The following is a 15,210-nucleotide window of genomic DNA, read 5'->3' as shown; positions in this document are numbered from 1 at the left end:
TAGTCTATAAAAATAAGTAACTCATTCAAAAGCATCTGTTTACAGATGCTTTTTTGTTAAAGAATTCCTCATGTAATTTTTATGAGTTCTTTAACTGCAACCTAATTAGGTTGTTGATAGCTTTGTGCAGTTTTTCTCGGGAAAAGCCTAAACAAAACTACTTATGAGAAACGTAATACTTGCTATATTGGGAGTGTTGTTGGTTATTGGTGCAGTGTTTTTTGCCTCTACGCTGATCGATAGTAACAAACGACAAAAACCAAAACCACCAAAGGTTGTAAAAACCGTTTTTGTAGATACGGTTAAGAATAAGACTGTGCCTATAGTGATCCAAGCCAATGGTAATCTCACGGCCAAAAGAAGATTAGAGTTATACGCAGAGGTTCAAGGAGTCTTCAAAGGAGGATCCAAGTTGTTCAAAACAGGACAAAATTACAAGAGAGGACAGGCGTTAATACGAATAGATGCTTCAGAATATTATGCAAGCGTTCAGTCTGCCAAAAGTAACCTATATAATCTGGTGACGTCGATAATGCCAGATCTTCGACTGGATTATCCAGAGGTATACGACAAATGGCAAACATATCTTAATCAGTTAGATATGAATAAGGTAACCCCAGAGTTGCCAGAAACCTCTTCAGAAAAAGAAAAATACTTTATTACCGGAAGAAATATCTACACTACCTATTATAACGTAAAGAACTTGGAGCAGCGATTGGCCAAGTATACCATAACTGCGCCTTTTGATGGTGTACTTACCGAGGCTTTGGTTAACGAAGGTACCTTGATACGTCAGGGGCAAAAGTTGGGAGAATATATCAATACCGATGTATACGAAATGGAAGTTGCTGTAGGTAAAGAATATGGAGATCTACTGCAAGTAGGCAAATCAGTAGCACTTACCAATTTGGACAAAACCAAAACGTATAGTGGTCAGGTAATCCGTATTAACGGAAGAGTGGACCAGGCTACGCAAACGATCACCGCCTTTATTCAGGTATCAGAATCTTCACTACGAGAAGGAATGTATCTTGAAGCTAATCTGGATGCGAAAAATGAAGAAAACGCTATTGAAATAGACAGAAGTCTGCTTCAGGAAGGGAATAAAATATTTGTAGTTCGCGATAGTATTTTGGATGTGGTAGATGTACAACCTGTATATTTTTCGGATAAAAAAGTAGTACTTAAGGGAATTCCAGATCAGACTATCATGGTGTCCAAGGCCGTCCCGGGAGCCTATGCAGGAATGCTGGTATCTGTGTTTGGCAGTAAAACCCCAGAAAAGAAAGGGCAAGGACGAGCAATTAGTAATAGAAAAGCAGCCCAGTAATGAGAAAAATCATCGCATATTTTATCAAATATCATGTGGCGGTAAATGTCATTGTGATTGCTTTTCTGATCTTTGGAGTTTTTGGTGCGCTGTCACTTAAATCTTCATTTTTCCCACTTACCGATTCTAAGAATATTAATATTAGCATTACTTATCCGGGAGCTTCACCTCTGGAAGTAGAAGAAGGGATTGTATTAAAGATCGAGGACAACCTCAAAGGACTTGAAGGTGTAGAACGAGTGACCTCGACATCCCGAGAAAACAGCGGAAATATCAATGTAGAAATCGAAAAAGGTAAGGATATTGATTTCATGCTGTTAGAAGTCAAAAATGCTGTAGATCGTGTACCTACTTTTCCTACAGGGATGGAACCTATAGTGGTGGCCAAACAGGAAGCGGTTCGACCTACTATCAATTTTGTAGTGAGTGGAAAGGATATTCCGTTAATTACCTTAAAACAAATCGCCAGACAAATAGAAAACGATCTTAGAGGGATCGATGGGATCTCTCAAATCACCATTTCTGGATATCCGGCAGAAGAAATAGAAATTGCAGTAAATGAAAATAGTTTACTGGCATATAATCTAAGTTTTAATCAAGTAGCTCAAGCCGTTAGTCAAGCTAATATTTTAACTACCGGAGGTACCATCAAGACCGATGCAGAAGAGTATTTGATTCGGGCCAATAATCGATCGTATTATGGAAACGAACTCTCGAATTTGATCATCCGTGCCGAGTCCTCAGGAAATACCATACGCTTAAAAGACGTAGCACAAATTAGAGATCGTTTTTCTGAAACGCCAAATGCAACTTATTTTAATGGAGATTTATCCGTAAATATTGAGATTACCAGTACCAATACCGAAGATCTGATTTCGTCGGCAGAGAAAACAAAAGCCTACATCGAAGAGTTTAATCAAAAGTACAATAATGTTGAGTTGAATGTGGTTAGTGATCGTTCAATCACACTAGTGCAACGAACCAAGCTTTTGACCGAAAATGCAATTATCGGGATGCTACTGGTACTGACTTTCTTGTCGTTGTTTTTGAACACAAGATTAGCATTTTGGGTAGCGTTTGGATTGCCTATTGCCTTTTTGGGAATGTTTGTCTTTGCAGGTTCTTTTGATGTGACCATCAATGTATTGTCTTTGTTCGGGATGATTATCGTGATCGGGATATTGGTAGATGATGGTATTGTGATTGCAGAAAATATATACCAGCATTATGAACGGGGGAAAAGTCCGATTCAGGCGGCGATCGATGGTACGATGGAAGTGATTCCGCCAATTATTTCTGCCATAATCACTACCATTCTGGCCTTTGGGATATTTTTATTCCTGGATGGGCGGATCGGAGATTTCTTTGGAGAGGTTTCAGTTATTGTGATACTTACACTTACGGTTTCGCTGGTCGAAGCATTGATTATTCTTCCTGCTCACTTGGCGCACTCAAAAGCACTAAAACCACAAGATAATAGTCCAAAGAAAGGGATTGCTCAGATTTTTGCCAAACTTCGCTATATCAACACATTTGGGGATCGTATTATGCGTTGGCTTAGAGATAATTTATACAGCCCAGCTATACGATTTACGCTGCAAAATAAACTGTTTACCTTTTCTATATTTCTGGTTTTATTGATCATGACTATTGGTAGTATTGGAGGTGGAATTGTACGAACGGCATTTTTTCCACGTATTGCTAGTGATGCCGTATCGATAGATCTGGGTATGCCCAATGGTACCAATGAGAAAATTACCGACTCCATTATTTCTATTATTGAAGAAAAAGCATGGATCGTCAACCAGGAATTGACGGAAGAGTATCTACAAGATGAAGAATACGAAGGTAAAGTACTGTTTGAAAATGTGATCCGCAGAGTAACATCATCTTCAGATGCCTCTTTACGAATTAACTTACTACCAGGAGAAGAAAGACCAAATGCCATCAATTCTGGTTTGGTTGCCAACCGCATTCGTCAAAAAGTAGGTCCTGTATTTGGAGCCGAGCGATTGATATTTGGTTCTGGTGGTAATTTTGGAGGGAGTCCGGTATCGGTTTCCTTATTAGGAAATAATATTCAGGAACTAAAAGCGGCCAAGGCAGAGCTCAAAAAGGTACTGGAAGATGATGATCGATTAAAAGATGTAGCCGATAATGACCCAGCAGGTATCAAAGAGGTACGTCTTGAACTTAAAGAAAATGCATATGCCTTGGGCTTAAATCTAAGAGATGTGATGGCACAGGTGCGATCAGGATTCTTTGGAGTGCAGGCGCAGCGTTTTCAACGTGGGCAAGACGAAATACGGGTTTGGGTACGTTATGATCGGGAAAACCGTTCTTCGATCCTGGATTTGGATAATATGAGAATCGCAACGAACTCTGGAGAAAAGATTCCTTTGAGCGAAATTGCAAATTATAGCATAGAGCGAGGAGATGTAGCGGTAAACCACCTCGAAGGAAGGCGAGAAGTGCAAATTTCTGCAGATCTTAAAAACCCGGAAGCGACAAGTTCTACCGATGTGTTGGAGGAGATCAGAAATGATATTATGCCAGAAATTATAGCCAAATACCCTACGGTAACTCCATCGTACGAAGGCCAAAATAGAGAGGCAGGAAAATTCTTAGGATCGTTACGCCCGGTAGGATTAACAGTTTTGGTATTGATCTATATCACCATCGCATTTACTTTCCGTAGTTATAGCCAGCCTTTATTGTTGCTGTTATTGATTCCTTTAAGTCTTCCGGCAGTGGCATTAGGACACTGGATACATGGTTTTCCAATCAATATTTTATCGTTGTTGGGGATTGTAGCATTGATCGGAATTATGGTGAATGATGGCCTCGTCCTCATAGGTAAATTCAATAGTAATCTGCGAGCGGGAATGACCTTTGATCATGCCATTTATGAAGCAGGAAGATCCCGTTTTAGAGCTATTTTCCTAACATCCTTAACTACAATAGCCGGTTTAGCACCTTTGATTTTTGAAGAAAGTCGACAAGCAAAATTTTTAATCCCGATGGCAATTTCTATAGCCTATGGAATTGGATTTGCTACAGTGCTTACACTGCTGGTGTTGCCACTGTTTTTGTCATTCAACAATAGTGTAAAAGTATCTACAAAATGGTTGATTACCGGAAATAAAATAACCAAAGAAGAAGTAGAACGAGCGATTAAAGAACAAAATGAAACTCATGAAGAACACCAAGAACTACAGGAAGCTTAGATCGGTTGCACAATTTGTTTTCTTTCTGTTGATGGGGTCTGGAGTGGTTGCTCAAAAATTGACCAAACAGGAGGCAATACGATTAGCATTAGAAAACAACTTTGGAATCATTTTGGCTACCAATGACATCGAAGTTGCCGAAAACAATAAAAGTGTTCTCAATTCAGGCTATTTACCTACGCTATCAGGGAATGCATCTGCGGTATACAATAGAGATAATATCGAAGCTCAATTTGCTAATGGCGAGACAAATGTGCTGAATGGTGCTGAAAGTGATCGCTACAATGCGTCGGTGAATCTTAACTATACGCTATTTGATGGTTTAGGGCGTTTTTACAATTATAAACGGCTGAAAGAGCAATATAATCTTACAGAGCTTCAAGCTCGAGAGACTATCGAGAATACCTTGTTACAACTATTTACTGTCTATTTTGAAATTGCCAGGCTTACCGAAAATAATGAGATTTTGGAAGAAACCCTTCGTATCTCTCAAGAACGAATTACCCGAGCGAATTATCAGTTTGATTATGGGCAAAATACCAAGCTAGATGTGCTCAATGCTCAGGTAGATGTGGCTAATGATAGTATCAATCTCATTAATGCAAAACAACAGCTCTTGAATACAAAACGTGATCTGAATTTGATCTTGGACAATGAGCTGGCTCAGTCGTTTGAAGTAGATACCACGGTAAGTTTTATCAATAAATTACAGATCAGTAGTTTTATGGAAAAGGCTATGGAGAATAACGTGAGGATTCTGCGTAATCAAAGTGCGATCAAGATCAATGAGTATGATGTAAAAGTGAGCAAATCCGGGTATTTGCCTACAGTTGGCCTGACAGGAACGTATGGCTGGAACAAAAATAATAACAACGCGGCGGCTTTCTTGGCTACCTCGATATCTGATGGATTATCGGCATCGGTGAATCTAAGTTGGAATATTTTTGATGGAGGATCTACAATAACCCGAATCAAAAACGCGAAGATAACCTTAGAGAACACTGAGATCCAACAGCGACAAGTAGAGCAGGAGGTTAAAAGAGATATTGCAAATGCGCTGGGTAATTATGAAAACCGATTACAGGTGTATGAAATCCAGCAGCAGAATGTAATTACCAATCAAAATAATTTTGAAAGATCCAAAGAACGCTTTAAACTAGGACAGATTACATCCATCGAGTTTAGATTGGCTCAAATTAATTTGATTAATGCACAGACCAATAAAAATCTGGCAAAGTATGATGCCAAGATTGCAGAACTACAGTTGTTACAACTTACAGGGCAATTATTGAATATAGAATTTTAAAAGATGTTTGAACATTTTTTTCAATGTCCGTATTGCTGGGAGCAAATTTCGATGCTGCTGGATCCTTCAATTCCATACCAGGTGTATGTAGAAGATTGCGAAGTATGCTGTAATCCTATAGAATTACACCCCAGGTTTGAAGACCAGGAATTGATCAGTTTTGATGCGATAAGTATTGAACAGTAAGGTGTTATGCGACTATTGATAGTTACTTGTATTATTTTTTATTAATTTTTAGTAAAAATAGTGTTGTATAAAATAAAAATGGTTGTATATTTGCCGTCCAATAGCGCGGGATAGAGCAGTAGGCAGCTCGTCGGGCTCATAACCCGAAGGTCGCAGGTTCGAGTCCTGCTCCCGCTACGAAGAAAACCAGTTGTGAAAACAACTGGTTTTTTTATACCCGAAAATCTGATGCTTTGCATCAAAGATTGTAGGGTATAAAAAACTGTGATGCTCTGCATCGCTGGTTTTCTTTGTACAAGCACACTACAAAGGTCCAACGACTGAAGGGAGTTAATCCTGCTCCCGCTACGAAGAAAAAGCTTTACAGAAATGTAAAGCTTTTTTTATTGTTGAAGGTTAGTTAGCCTTGACGGGACTAGAAGTTTACCCTGAGTCTTTTGACTTAGCTCAGTGCAATACTGAGGTACGAGTCGAAGGGAATCCCGCTCCCACTACCAAAAGAAAGCTAGCAACTTTTAATTTTACATTTTAAAGAAGTATATCATTCTCTTTAGTCAGTTTTGTTGGCCGGCCGATTCCCTGACTATAAGGAAACCTATTTTCTATTAATAACCCTTAGAACTGTTTCGAAGGGCCTTTAGAACTGTTTCGTCTTTGTCTGGTGTTATTTGTTTTATCCCGTTGAATTCTGGTGTTAGGAGCAGTTCTCGTTACTTTTGTTACCGGATTATTCTTTGATTTAGGCATAAAAGCATCCAAAGAAACTTCAGGTTGTGTTTTGTTGGTCTCCTTTTTAGATTTAGGCATAAAATCATCTAAAGAAACTTCAGGTTGCACTTTGTTCGTATCCTTTTTAGATTTAGGCATAAAATTATCCAAAGAGACTTCGGGTTGTGTTTTGTTGGTCTCCTTTTTTGATTTGGGCATAAAATTATCCAAAGAGACTTCGGGTTGTGTTTTGTTGGTCTCCTTTTTTGATTTGGGCATAAAATCATCTAAAGAAAATTCAAGTTCTGTTTTATTTGTATCTTTTTCTGTTTTTCTCTTTTGAACCATGTCTTTACTAGCAACTATAGGAAGTTCCGGTTTTTTCTTTGGTTCAATTTTTGTAGTTTTTTTAAAATCATACTTTAAAATTTCTTCAAGAGTTAAGTCATTGTCAAATCCTGGATTTAGTTTTTTTTCGCGTTCTATTTTTTTCTCTTCTGCTGTTCTGTTTTCTACACAAAATAGTTTTTCATTCTCTTTTTTTAAGCATCCTTCTAAAACTTTTGGTGCTTTTCCCTTTTCGACTGGTGTAAAAGGATTTCGGCTAATATGGGGTAGTTTTTCTTTTCCAAATCTTTCTACAGAAACCAATTCTATTTTATATACTTCCTTGTCGAATTTTATTTCTTTATCGTTTTTGGTATAATTAGTGCCATTTCGCTCATTAAAATCTGTTAGTATTATTGCTTCTCCATTCTTATTTACTACACAATACTCATTTTTTTGACTGTATTCCTTTGTTGAGTAAGTTTTTACTGTTTCTCTTCCTTCATTTTTTTTGTTATCGTGTTTTTGCGTGATATGTCCAACAGTTACCTGCCCATCATTTTCAGTCATAAAATAGATTGTTGGATTGTTATCGATATCTCCAGTATATCCTACAATATTATCTTTTGTATAAAAATCATCCTGATATCCCATAATTTCTTAATTTCTTAGGTTATTATATTTTTAAATTCTGGGACCAAATTAGGAGGTCTTTCCTCTAATACACATCACAAAGTAATACCTGGGATAATTAAGGTAATAGGTGGCTTGTCATTGCTCATGTACTGGTTGATTGTATTTTTAGAAATCGAATATTACTTCAGTTTTACCACTTATTACTTCTCGCATACAGATTTCTATTTCTGTATATATCTTGGAGACAAATTAGATATGTTGATTCCTGAATTAGAGTGATAGCATTTATAAACATTATTACTGTTTCGGAATTACAAAAGGGATGAAAAAAGCTTTAACAAATACAGCATCAGAAAAAAGGAAAGTCACTCAAAAAGAGTTGATACAACTTATGGCTGGATTGGTGAAAAAAGAAGAATTACATCCCAAAACACAAAAAGAAAAGCATAGTCGTTTGAAAGAGCGTATTGCTGTTCGGGAAGTAAAAAGCCAAACAGTTCAACCCAATATAGCGAAACGCGAGAATATCAAAATCAATGATTTGAGTGAAGCTCGACTGAACGAAAAGAGACTTTTGGAAAAGTTTATCAAACTGAATAGTGAGCTGCCTTATAACGCACAAAAAAAGGTCAATAATGGTAAAGAAGTTAAAAAACAGTCTTTACTTAAAAAGACAAAAAAGAAAATTCAAAAATTAAAACCTAATAAAGGTTTTGGAATCAGTTAATGATTCAACAACCGATAAATAAACAAAGTTATGGAAACAGTAAAAATCATGGGTTTTTTGGCGGCAGCATTAAGCACTACCACCTTTTTGCCCCAGGTATACAAAACCTGGAAATGCAAATCTACAACAGGTTTATCTCTTCCAATGCTGCTCTTATATACCTTGGCAGGGTTATGTTGGTTAAGTTATGGAACTATGATCCAAAGTCTTCCTATCCTTATTTGTAATGCGATTACCACTTTGGTAGGTCTTTTCTTGATCTGGCAAAAGTATTGGTATCACAAAAGGGTGATTAAAGAATTACAGAGATAAAAAACACATAAATTTATCAGTAACATGGCACTAGAAGAAAACAATCAAGAAGAAAAAAGAGTCAAAAATCTGGAGATGATCTATAGATTAGAATCCGAAGATGGTAAAAAAGCAGATATTGTCTTACATGATGTTAAAAATTTTGCCGCTTTTCAAAAAAACATTGATAAAAGCCATGGTAAGAAAAATGGAGTAGAGCTGGTAGAATTAAAAGATGGGAGGTATGCACATATCATTTATCCTAGCTCTCCACTCTACAAAGAGATTAAGGCGATGATTAAAGATCTTAAAGCAGGTAAAAAACCAAAACTCTCCAAAGAGTTGGAAGAAATGCTATTCTCGAATCCTGGACCAAAAAAAGATAAAGAAATTAGTTTTGCTAACTTTTCAAAAGTTCCAGAAGGATATAAAGAGCCTGTTCCTCCTTTACCTCCTAGGAAAAACAAAAGTAATGCTTTGGAGCAATCTAGGGAAAACTTTAACCGCAACAGTAACCGAATAAGTAGAATATCATTTTAGAGATAGAGCTGATACGATTTGACCAGCTATTACCCCAAATCCCCCATTTATTAATCGCTGGGTAATACTAGATAAACAAATCTTTAGATTCGTACTGTAGATTCAGGAATATTAAAAAGAGATCTTAGTGTATCATCATCTAACTATAAAGTTGATTTCATAATAAAAGAATATGAGCAAGAAAGTTGAACATAAAGGACCAAACGAAATAATGCAGCAAATCGCAAAGCAATATCAGGATATATTTAATCAGGTCGATCAGTTTAAAGAACATTTTGGAGACAAGTTGGTAGATCAAATATATAGGATGCAAAATGACATCAAACAAACGCTGCCAGAATTTTCTAATGCCAATCAAAAAGAATTGCTGGAAGGAATACAACATCAGCATTTGGATGGCATGAAAGTGGCTCTGGATACATTTATAAAAGATACTTCAGTCAAAATGTATCATACAGAGAAGTTATTTCATGAACTTCGACAACCTCTTGAGCGTAACAAAGAACAACATCATACACAGACTAATGCACAAGAACCAGGGTGGAGTGATTTCACCAAAATTCCAGAAAAGAAGCCATTGCCTCAAAAAAACCATAGAAACTTGCAGCAAAATGGGCAAAAGAAAATAAATAAGCCCAAATTTTAAGAATTTGTAATATTTCCAGGTAGTAGCTTTATTCTTTTCCATTAGCTCGGTTTTTGCATAAAAAATGTAGTAATTTTACTCATAAATATTTTGTTTATGAGAAAGGATCAACTCCATTTACTAACCTTCATCGCTATTACGGTTATCTTTTTGATCGTTGCCTCTTTTAGTGTGAAGCATTTTATTATGGAGAGTTCTGATCAGTTGATTACCATTCAGCTAGAATCCAGTACCCGAGAAGCCGACGAGATGGCTCAATTGATATTTACCCAGTTAACCAGCGGTGTCGAACTTAAGGTGATACGGGAAAATGTACAATCTGCCATTAATGATACCGATGAGATGACTTCTTTTATTTCGGTAATGGATTGGTCAGGAAAGTTGATCTGTCATCCCAAAATGACCAAAGTGGGAGAGAAGGTAAATTCTAATCAAAATATTTTGGATGCATTTGAGAAAGAAGACAGAACGGATCAATTATACGATATATTGGTAAGTCAGAAAAAGGATGATGAGTTAACACATCAATCTGAAGTAGTTCACATCTCTCCTGTGAAAGAAAGTGATTTATTGGTAGCTGCCAATTTTAATCTGGATAAGATCACTATCCAAACCCAGCAACTTAAAAACCGTTACTATAGAATTCTCCTTTTGATGGGCGGGTTTATTGTTTTACTTTCCTTTTTTGCAGTACGCATCCTAGGAGGACTTTACGAAAAACAGCTGGAATCCAAAAATAGTGCACTAGAGAGTGAATTGTTTAATTTATCGAAGTTAAACACAGATTTGATTGCACATCAACAACAAATTATTGCAGAGCAAGCCAATCGACCACAAACCGAAGAAACTACTGCAAAGGCTGATAAGCAAAGGATTCTTACTTATATCAGAAATGAATTGGTCCCCATCTCAATAGATCAAATAGCTTATGCGCAAACCGAAAATAGTATTACCTATATTTTTAGAATTGATGGAAAAAAGTCCACTTCAAATTTGAGCTTAGATGAGTTGTATCAAAGCCTGGATGCCTCGCTTTTTTTAGAGCCAATAGACAATTTATTATTAGTATCAGTGCCATCGAAAAGATTGTGCGATATGGAAATAGTCAGTTAAAGATTCTGATTACGGGTAATGAGAATGTCGAAATCATCATTAGTAAAAATAGAGCTGCCGAGTTTAGACAATGGTTGAGTATTTAGAGGATATAGTATAAAAAAACTCCCTAAAAAGCTACTTTAAGTATAGTTTGCTTTTAGAGAGTTTTATTGTTCGAAGTAAACTTTACATTGAAAATGATAACTTCTTATTCGATTTGTTTGATGCAATGGAACTTGAATCTCTTTTTACCTTACCTTTATTCATTTCTTTTTCAGATTCGGTGGTAAATGTGCTCGATTTTCTTTTGTGTTTAGGCCCATCTCTTCTTGCTCTTTTTTCAGGAGCTGTGATTAGTGAACCAAAACTTTCATGTGAAGGATATACTGTTTGTATATCTGAACCATTACTATTTACTCTTCTTCTTGGTGGTCTGTTTCTTCTTTGTCTATTTCCACCGATTAACTTTTTAATTAAATCTGTAATTTTTTTAAACATGATTTTTGAATTTTTATGATTATTAATTTTTTTCTTAACTGATCTTGTATTGACCCTATGATACTTCAGATCAGCTGGATTGTTTTTCAATCACAAGGCTAAATTAAGAGGCTTTATCCACAAGATCGACCGTGAAGTAATAGGCGGTATGATTAAAGTAATATATGGAGCTACCTATAAAATTTATGCAGGAAAATTCATCAAAACCCTTAGGATTTCCGATTATTTAATCAATTGTACTTCTTAAAAGGGAGAAGTGTAGGCATTCTCACTCATATTCCTTGATCTCACCTTTGAAAATAGATAGGTATGGGCAGTTATTACTCCAAATCAACCGGTTGTTACTTCACTCTAGCGATGATGTTATAAAAGAGGTTATTTAGCTGTAGTAAAGAGTATTAATCTTAAAACAACATATTATGAATAGCACTAAATTATTTACAGTACAAGGATGGCAAAGACTAGTAATATTATTGAAGCAATTACCAGCAGCATGTAGTTATGCTATCCATAGATAAAGAAGATAACCAGCTTCATCATTAAAAATAAAATAGGTGAAAAATTAAACATACAGATATGAAAGAATTTTTAAAGAAAATCCTGGAGTTTATTACAGGAAAAAGAGGGCCAAGTTTAAAAAGCTTGGAGAAAAAAGGAACTAAGATTAGTAAGCAAATTAAAGCCTCAGAAAGAGCTGAACAATCACTCAAACGAGAGCATGCTAGACTTATGAGAAGGTTAGAAAAAAAGGGAATAAATCCAGAAACTTCAATAGAAATGAAAGAGTTACAAAAGGATCTTAAAGATCAGAAAGAACTAACGCATAAGTTGAACGAGGATAAACTAGCCAACCAAAGTTTAATTTTGGAGAAGCAAACAAAAAAGAATAACAAACAAGCGGAAAAAATTGAAAAGAAACTGGAGAAAACAAATGAGAATTTTAATAAACAATTGGAAACGATGGACAATCGTATGGATAAGTTTTTTGAGCTCTTAAACAAATCTCAATCCATAAATCAAAGTAAAAGAAATCTTAGAAAGAAAAGACCTCAAAAAAAGTGACCAGAAATAAGGGTTTAAAACCGGGTTGATATCATACTGGTAATAAATAGAAAAGTCTAAAAATGCAATATCGTTTTTAGACTTTTTTCTTTTATGAATTATCATAAGTCAATATAAAATTTTAGTGAAGTTTATTTGATCCCCAAAAACTGAAAAAGGGGATCTTTTTTGCGTTTGGCTACAGGGATCATTTCACGGTTATTCATTTCGATATATACACCGTCTCTTTTTTGCACGTTAACGATATTATCCATATTGACCAAAAAAGAGTTATGGATCCTAAAAAAGTTGTTATGCGCCAACTTCTTTTCGTATTCTCCCAGGTTGGTGCTCGAAACAATTTTTTTCTCATGAGTAGTATGAAATACGGTATATTTTCCTTCGGATTGTAGATAAAGAATATCACTTATTTTTAGGATTTTAACATCGTCGGTAGAAGGAATTGCCAGTAAACTAAGAGGTTTTGGTTGTACGGAGGTTTGTTGTAAAAATGACGTGGCTTCTTTTTGATGAGTAATGCTTTGTGTTGCTTTTTGGATTACTTGCTGAATTCCCTTAGAATCAAAGGATGGAAGAATACTCCCCACAGCAGCCTTGGTGAATTTTTGAATATAATGTTCTTCTTGTGTAGCAATTAAGATCAACTCTTTTTCATCAAAATCAACAGCAGCATTTTCTAACATTTTGAAAGCATAGGCTATTCCTGTTTTTTGACGCATAATAATCATATCATACGTTTTAGTTTGGATGACATTTTGCGTTTCAATTGGGTTGCATCCTATTGCAGCTATGGTAATGTTTGGACACTCTTGTTCTATAATCGCTTTTATTTGGTGAGCCTCTGCGATATCATTTTCGATGATAATGGCATTTATATGTTGTGTGTTCATGTCTCTCTTGTTTTAATTGATCTTAAAAAGTTCATTACAGGTTGATAAAATCATATTCTTTAACCCCCTTGGCATCTCTTCTTTTGTCTATAGATATCCTGATTTTTTCGATGAGTTTGTGACCGTTTTCGATTCCTTTGATTTTATAAATCGGATTTGTACTGTCTGAAGTGATCAAAACAATCGTTGCTAATCCAAAAATGCGTTGCATCAGCGGTTGTTCTAGTTTGATGTCTTTTACTCTGTATAATTCTAACTGGTTCGTAGTTACAGACAAAATCCCTCGTTTCTCAATCACCCGTTGATCGGTAATTCGAAGCCGAATGCATTTGGTTTCTATATATTTATAAAGCGCTAGTACTAATCCTAAACCGTAAATGATGAGTAGTAGGCTGCAACCGATATAGAATGGGAAATGCATCCATTGGGAGGGGGATCCCTCCCAAATATTATGTTCAGTTTCAGTTTGCATGTTGTTTTATTTTGGAATGGTAACCGGCTTTGATTGCAGTAAGTAATTTTCAATTAAAAGTCCATGAGGGTTTTGATCGGTTCTGGAGACATTATGCAATACGAATTGGGCTTTGAAATCATTAACCGTTTCGGCCTTTTGATCTGTTCTCGATACACGCAATTTGCCATATAGTTTTGCTTTATAAGGCGTTACCTTGTCATTGATCTTAATCGAATCGATTTCTATGCTTTGTGTCAAATTTTGGCTTACGATTTTGGCTAAGTGTCCATTAGCCTGCAACGTTTGGTACAATTGTTTACCGGATCTTCCTGATAAGTATAAGGCTTTGTTAATACGTCTTTCATAATTGAACTGATCGATTTCCCAAAAACCTTCATGAAACATTTTAATGTGATTTTTGATTTCTGGATTCCTGAATTCATCCACTTCAGTCAATGAGATTCCTTTCATCATAGCCGCTTGTCCGTCTTTGGTTAATACAAAAGCTGTGTTTTTTATGGTATTGGTAGTTACAAAAGCCCAGACTAGACTACTTACTGATATTATAATAGATACTAGTAAACAATAAAGTAGTGAACGTTTTGCTAGGGCAAAGCTTGCCGGGATGTTTTTTAAGGTTTGTAAATCCATGATTAATGTTTTTTATAGTGTGTTTTTAATATGTTTTTTGATAAGGGTCACCCTAAAAATTAAGCAAGAAACTCCTTGTCCCCTTGAATAAGGGAATATTAGGCACCTCATTTAATGAGGGTTTACAGCTTGTTAATTTTTGAATAGGTCTTCCTTAGAATATGGGTGACCCTTTTTCTGAAATTTACTCTAATGGGTAAAACATAAGTGTTTTATAGAGCAATACTTAATTTGATTGTTTTAGATCGCATCTCCTCCTACATCTGGCAAGAAAACATTTGCGATTAAGGCTACCAGCCCAAAAATGGCTAGACCAATAATAAATCTAATAAAGTTCTTTTGCGCTTGTTCGTTACCCTGCATATACTGAATAAAGATTAAGAAACCTCCTGCAATAGAGAAAATCCCTACTACAGCATTAAGTATGGTTTTGATTTGATCTCCCCACGTACTTATTTGTGCGTTGATATCGTCTGATTGCGCAAAGGTTGGTGCAATATACAATACCGTTAATAGAAGGGTGCAAACCCATTTAGAGCTACTCATTTTTGTTGCTAATGATTTTACATCGATGTTCTTACTGATTTTAAATTTTCTAGTTTTCATGATTAAATTTGTTTTAAGTGTTATTATTTA

Annotated in this window: 17 protein-coding genes and 1 tRNA gene; 12 read left to right on the top strand and 6 right to left on the bottom strand. The window is 35.8% G+C overall.

Annotation, left to right across the window (positions count from 1 at the left end; translation table 11 throughout):
• The first annotated feature begins 163 nt into the window (after positions 1-163).
• The 5 genes from AC0L3Q_RS21415 to AC0L3Q_RS21395 all read left to right on the top strand — a co-directional run bounded on the left by AC0L3Q_RS21415 (position 164) and on the right by AC0L3Q_RS21395 (position 6,226).
• On the top strand, positions 164-1,330 hold the full coding sequence (locus AC0L3Q_RS21415) for an efflux RND transporter periplasmic adaptor subunit (protein WP_473282768.1): 1,167 nt from the start codon (positions 164-166) through the stop codon (positions 1,328-1,330).
• Positions 1,330-4,557: an efflux RND transporter permease subunit gene (locus AC0L3Q_RS21410; protein ID WP_073319385.1), complete on the top strand. Its 3,228-nt coding sequence runs from the start codon at positions 1,330-1,332 to the stop codon at positions 4,555-4,557. The genes AC0L3Q_RS21415 and AC0L3Q_RS21410 overlap by 1 nt, the downstream gene beginning before the upstream one ends.
• Positions 4,526-5,863: a TolC family protein gene (locus AC0L3Q_RS21405; RefSeq protein WP_473282766.1), complete on the top strand. Its 1,338-nt coding sequence runs from the start codon at positions 4,526-4,528 to the stop codon at positions 5,861-5,863. Before AC0L3Q_RS21410 ends, AC0L3Q_RS21405 begins: the two co-directional genes overlap by 32 nt.
• Before the next feature lie 3 nt (positions 5,864-5,866).
• Positions 5,867-6,049: a CPXCG motif-containing cysteine-rich protein gene (locus AC0L3Q_RS21400; protein WP_473282764.1), complete on the top strand. Its 183-nt coding sequence runs from the start codon at positions 5,867-5,869 to the stop codon at positions 6,047-6,049.
• Between the two features lie 104 nt (positions 6,050-6,153).
• Positions 6,154-6,226 (top strand) — tRNA-Met (locus AC0L3Q_RS21395).
• Positions 6,227-6,664: 438 nt separating this feature from the next.
• Here the strand turns inward: AC0L3Q_RS21395 and AC0L3Q_RS21390 are convergent.
• Complete coding sequence (locus AC0L3Q_RS21390; RefSeq protein WP_473282762.1) at positions 6,665-7,738, bottom strand: hypothetical protein; 1,074 nt, start codon at positions 7,736-7,738, stop codon at positions 6,665-6,667.
• A 304-nt stretch (positions 7,739-8,042) separates the two neighbouring features.
• On the opposite strand from AC0L3Q_RS21390, the gene AC0L3Q_RS21385 reads away from it, so the two are divergent.
• From AC0L3Q_RS21385 to AC0L3Q_RS21360, 6 genes are all read left to right on the top strand, one after another.
• A complete protein-coding gene (locus AC0L3Q_RS21385; RefSeq protein WP_473282760.1) occupies positions 8,043-8,447 on the top strand; it encodes a hypothetical protein in 405 nt (134 codons plus the stop codon).
• A 30-nt stretch (positions 8,448-8,477) separates the two neighbouring features.
• Positions 8,478-8,759 carry a SemiSWEET family sugar transporter gene (locus tag AC0L3Q_RS21380; protein WP_473282758.1) on the top strand — a complete coding sequence of 94 codons (282 nt, stop codon included), beginning with the start codon at positions 8,478-8,480 and terminating at the stop codon, positions 8,757-8,759.
• Positions 8,760-8,783: 24 nt separating this feature from the next.
• On the top strand, positions 8,784-9,278 hold the full coding sequence (locus tag AC0L3Q_RS21375; RefSeq protein WP_473282756.1) for a hypothetical protein: 495 nt from the start codon (positions 8,784-8,786) through the stop codon (positions 9,276-9,278).
• A 172-nt stretch (positions 9,279-9,450) separates the two neighbouring features.
• Positions 9,451-9,924: a hypothetical protein gene (locus AC0L3Q_RS21370; RefSeq protein ID WP_473282755.1), complete on the top strand. Its 474-nt coding sequence runs from the start codon at positions 9,451-9,453 to the stop codon at positions 9,922-9,924.
• A 96-nt stretch (positions 9,925-10,020) separates the two neighbouring features.
• Positions 10,021-11,037: a LytTR family transcriptional regulator gene (locus AC0L3Q_RS21365; RefSeq protein ID WP_473282754.1), complete on the top strand. Its 1,017-nt coding sequence runs from the start codon at positions 10,021-10,023 to the stop codon at positions 11,035-11,037.
• On the top strand, positions 11,013-11,123 hold the full coding sequence (locus tag AC0L3Q_RS21360) for a hypothetical protein (RefSeq protein ID WP_473282752.1): 111 nt from the start codon (positions 11,013-11,015) through the stop codon (positions 11,121-11,123). Before AC0L3Q_RS21365 ends, AC0L3Q_RS21360 begins: the two co-directional genes overlap by 25 nt.
• Before the next feature lie 82 nt (positions 11,124-11,205).
• On the opposite strand, the gene AC0L3Q_RS21355 is transcribed toward AC0L3Q_RS21360, so the two are convergent.
• Positions 11,206-11,607 (bottom strand): hypothetical protein, encoded by a 402-nt coding sequence (locus AC0L3Q_RS21355; RefSeq protein WP_473282750.1) that lies wholly within the window; start codon positions 11,605-11,607, stop codon positions 11,206-11,208.
• Positions 11,608-12,093: 486 nt separating this feature from the next.
• Here AC0L3Q_RS21355 and AC0L3Q_RS21350 point away from each other — a divergent pair, with 486 nt between their 5' ends.
• Entirely contained in the window at positions 12,094-12,579 is a 486-nt protein-coding gene (locus AC0L3Q_RS21350) for a hypothetical protein (RefSeq protein WP_473282748.1), read from the top strand.
• 131 nt (positions 12,580-12,710) lie between these two features.
• Here AC0L3Q_RS21350 and AC0L3Q_RS21345 read toward each other — a convergent pair whose 3' ends face one another.
• The 4 genes from AC0L3Q_RS21345 to AC0L3Q_RS21330 form a co-directional block, all read right to left on the bottom strand.
• Positions 12,711-13,469, bottom strand: a complete 759-nt coding sequence (locus AC0L3Q_RS21345; RefSeq protein WP_473282746.1) for a LytR/AlgR family response regulator transcription factor — start codon at positions 13,467-13,469, stop codon at positions 12,711-12,713.
• Between the two features lie 34 nt (positions 13,470-13,503).
• Positions 13,504-13,941 (bottom strand): PH domain-containing protein, encoded by a 438-nt coding sequence (locus AC0L3Q_RS21340; RefSeq protein ID WP_473282744.1) that lies wholly within the window; start codon positions 13,939-13,941, stop codon positions 13,504-13,506.
• 6 nt (positions 13,942-13,947) lie between these two features.
• Positions 13,948-14,574, bottom strand: a complete 627-nt coding sequence (locus tag AC0L3Q_RS21335) for a hypothetical protein (RefSeq protein ID WP_473282742.1) — start codon at positions 14,572-14,574, stop codon at positions 13,948-13,950.
• 240 nt (positions 14,575-14,814) lie between these two features.
• Positions 14,815-15,180, bottom strand: a complete 366-nt coding sequence (locus tag AC0L3Q_RS21330; protein ID WP_473282740.1) for a hypothetical protein — start codon at positions 15,178-15,180, stop codon at positions 14,815-14,817.
• Positions 15,181-15,210: the final 30 nt, after the last annotated feature.

This window comes from Aquimarina sp. KJ22-3 (genome assembly GCF_055808215.1).
The sequence above is the reverse complement of the archived record's forward strand: the minus strand, read 5'-3'. Positions and strand labels throughout refer to the sequence as shown.

Bases quoted from the DNA above. Each gene is read 5' to 3' on its own strand.
- AC0L3Q_RS21415 (WP_473282768.1), top strand. From the start codon at position 164: ATGAGAAACGTAATACTTGCTATATTGGGAGTGTTGTTGGTTATTGGT.
- AC0L3Q_RS21410 (WP_073319385.1), top strand. From the start codon at position 1,330: ATGAGAAAAATCATCGCATATTTTATCAAATATCATGTGGCGGTAAAT.
- AC0L3Q_RS21405 (WP_473282766.1), top strand. From the start codon at position 4,526: ATGAAGAACACCAAGAACTACAGGAAGCTTAGATCGGTTGCACAATTT.
- AC0L3Q_RS21400 (WP_473282764.1), top strand. From the start codon at position 5,867: ATGTTTGAACATTTTTTTCAATGTCCGTATTGCTGGGAGCAAATTTCG.
- AC0L3Q_RS21390 (WP_473282762.1), bottom strand. From the start codon at position 7,738: ATGGGATATCAGGATGATTTTTATACAAAAGATAATATTGTAGGATAT.
- AC0L3Q_RS21385 (WP_473282760.1), top strand. From the start codon at position 8,043: ATGAAAAAAGCTTTAACAAATACAGCATCAGAAAAAAGGAAAGTCACT.
- AC0L3Q_RS21380 (WP_473282758.1), top strand. From the start codon at position 8,478: ATGGAAACAGTAAAAATCATGGGTTTTTTGGCGGCAGCATTAAGCACT.
- AC0L3Q_RS21375 (WP_473282756.1), top strand. From the start codon at position 8,784: ATGGCACTAGAAGAAAACAATCAAGAAGAAAAAAGAGTCAAAAATCTG.
- AC0L3Q_RS21370 (WP_473282755.1), top strand. From the start codon at position 9,451: ATGAGCAAGAAAGTTGAACATAAAGGACCAAACGAAATAATGCAGCAA.
- AC0L3Q_RS21365 (WP_473282754.1), top strand. From the start codon at position 10,021: ATGAGAAAGGATCAACTCCATTTACTAACCTTCATCGCTATTACGGTT.
- AC0L3Q_RS21350 (WP_473282748.1), top strand. From the start codon at position 12,094: ATGAAAGAATTTTTAAAGAAAATCCTGGAGTTTATTACAGGAAAAAGA.
- AC0L3Q_RS21345 (WP_473282746.1), bottom strand. From the start codon at position 13,469: ATGAACACACAACATATAAATGCCATTATCATCGAAAATGATATCGCA.
- AC0L3Q_RS21340 (WP_473282744.1), bottom strand. From the start codon at position 13,941: ATGCAAACTGAAACTGAACATAATATTTGGGAGGGATCCCCCTCCCAA.
- AC0L3Q_RS21335 (WP_473282742.1), bottom strand. From the start codon at position 14,574: ATGGATTTACAAACCTTAAAAAACATCCCGGCAAGCTTTGCCCTAGCA.
- AC0L3Q_RS21330 (WP_473282740.1), bottom strand. From the start codon at position 15,180: ATGAAAACTAGAAAATTTAAAATCAGTAAGAACATCGATGTAAAATCA.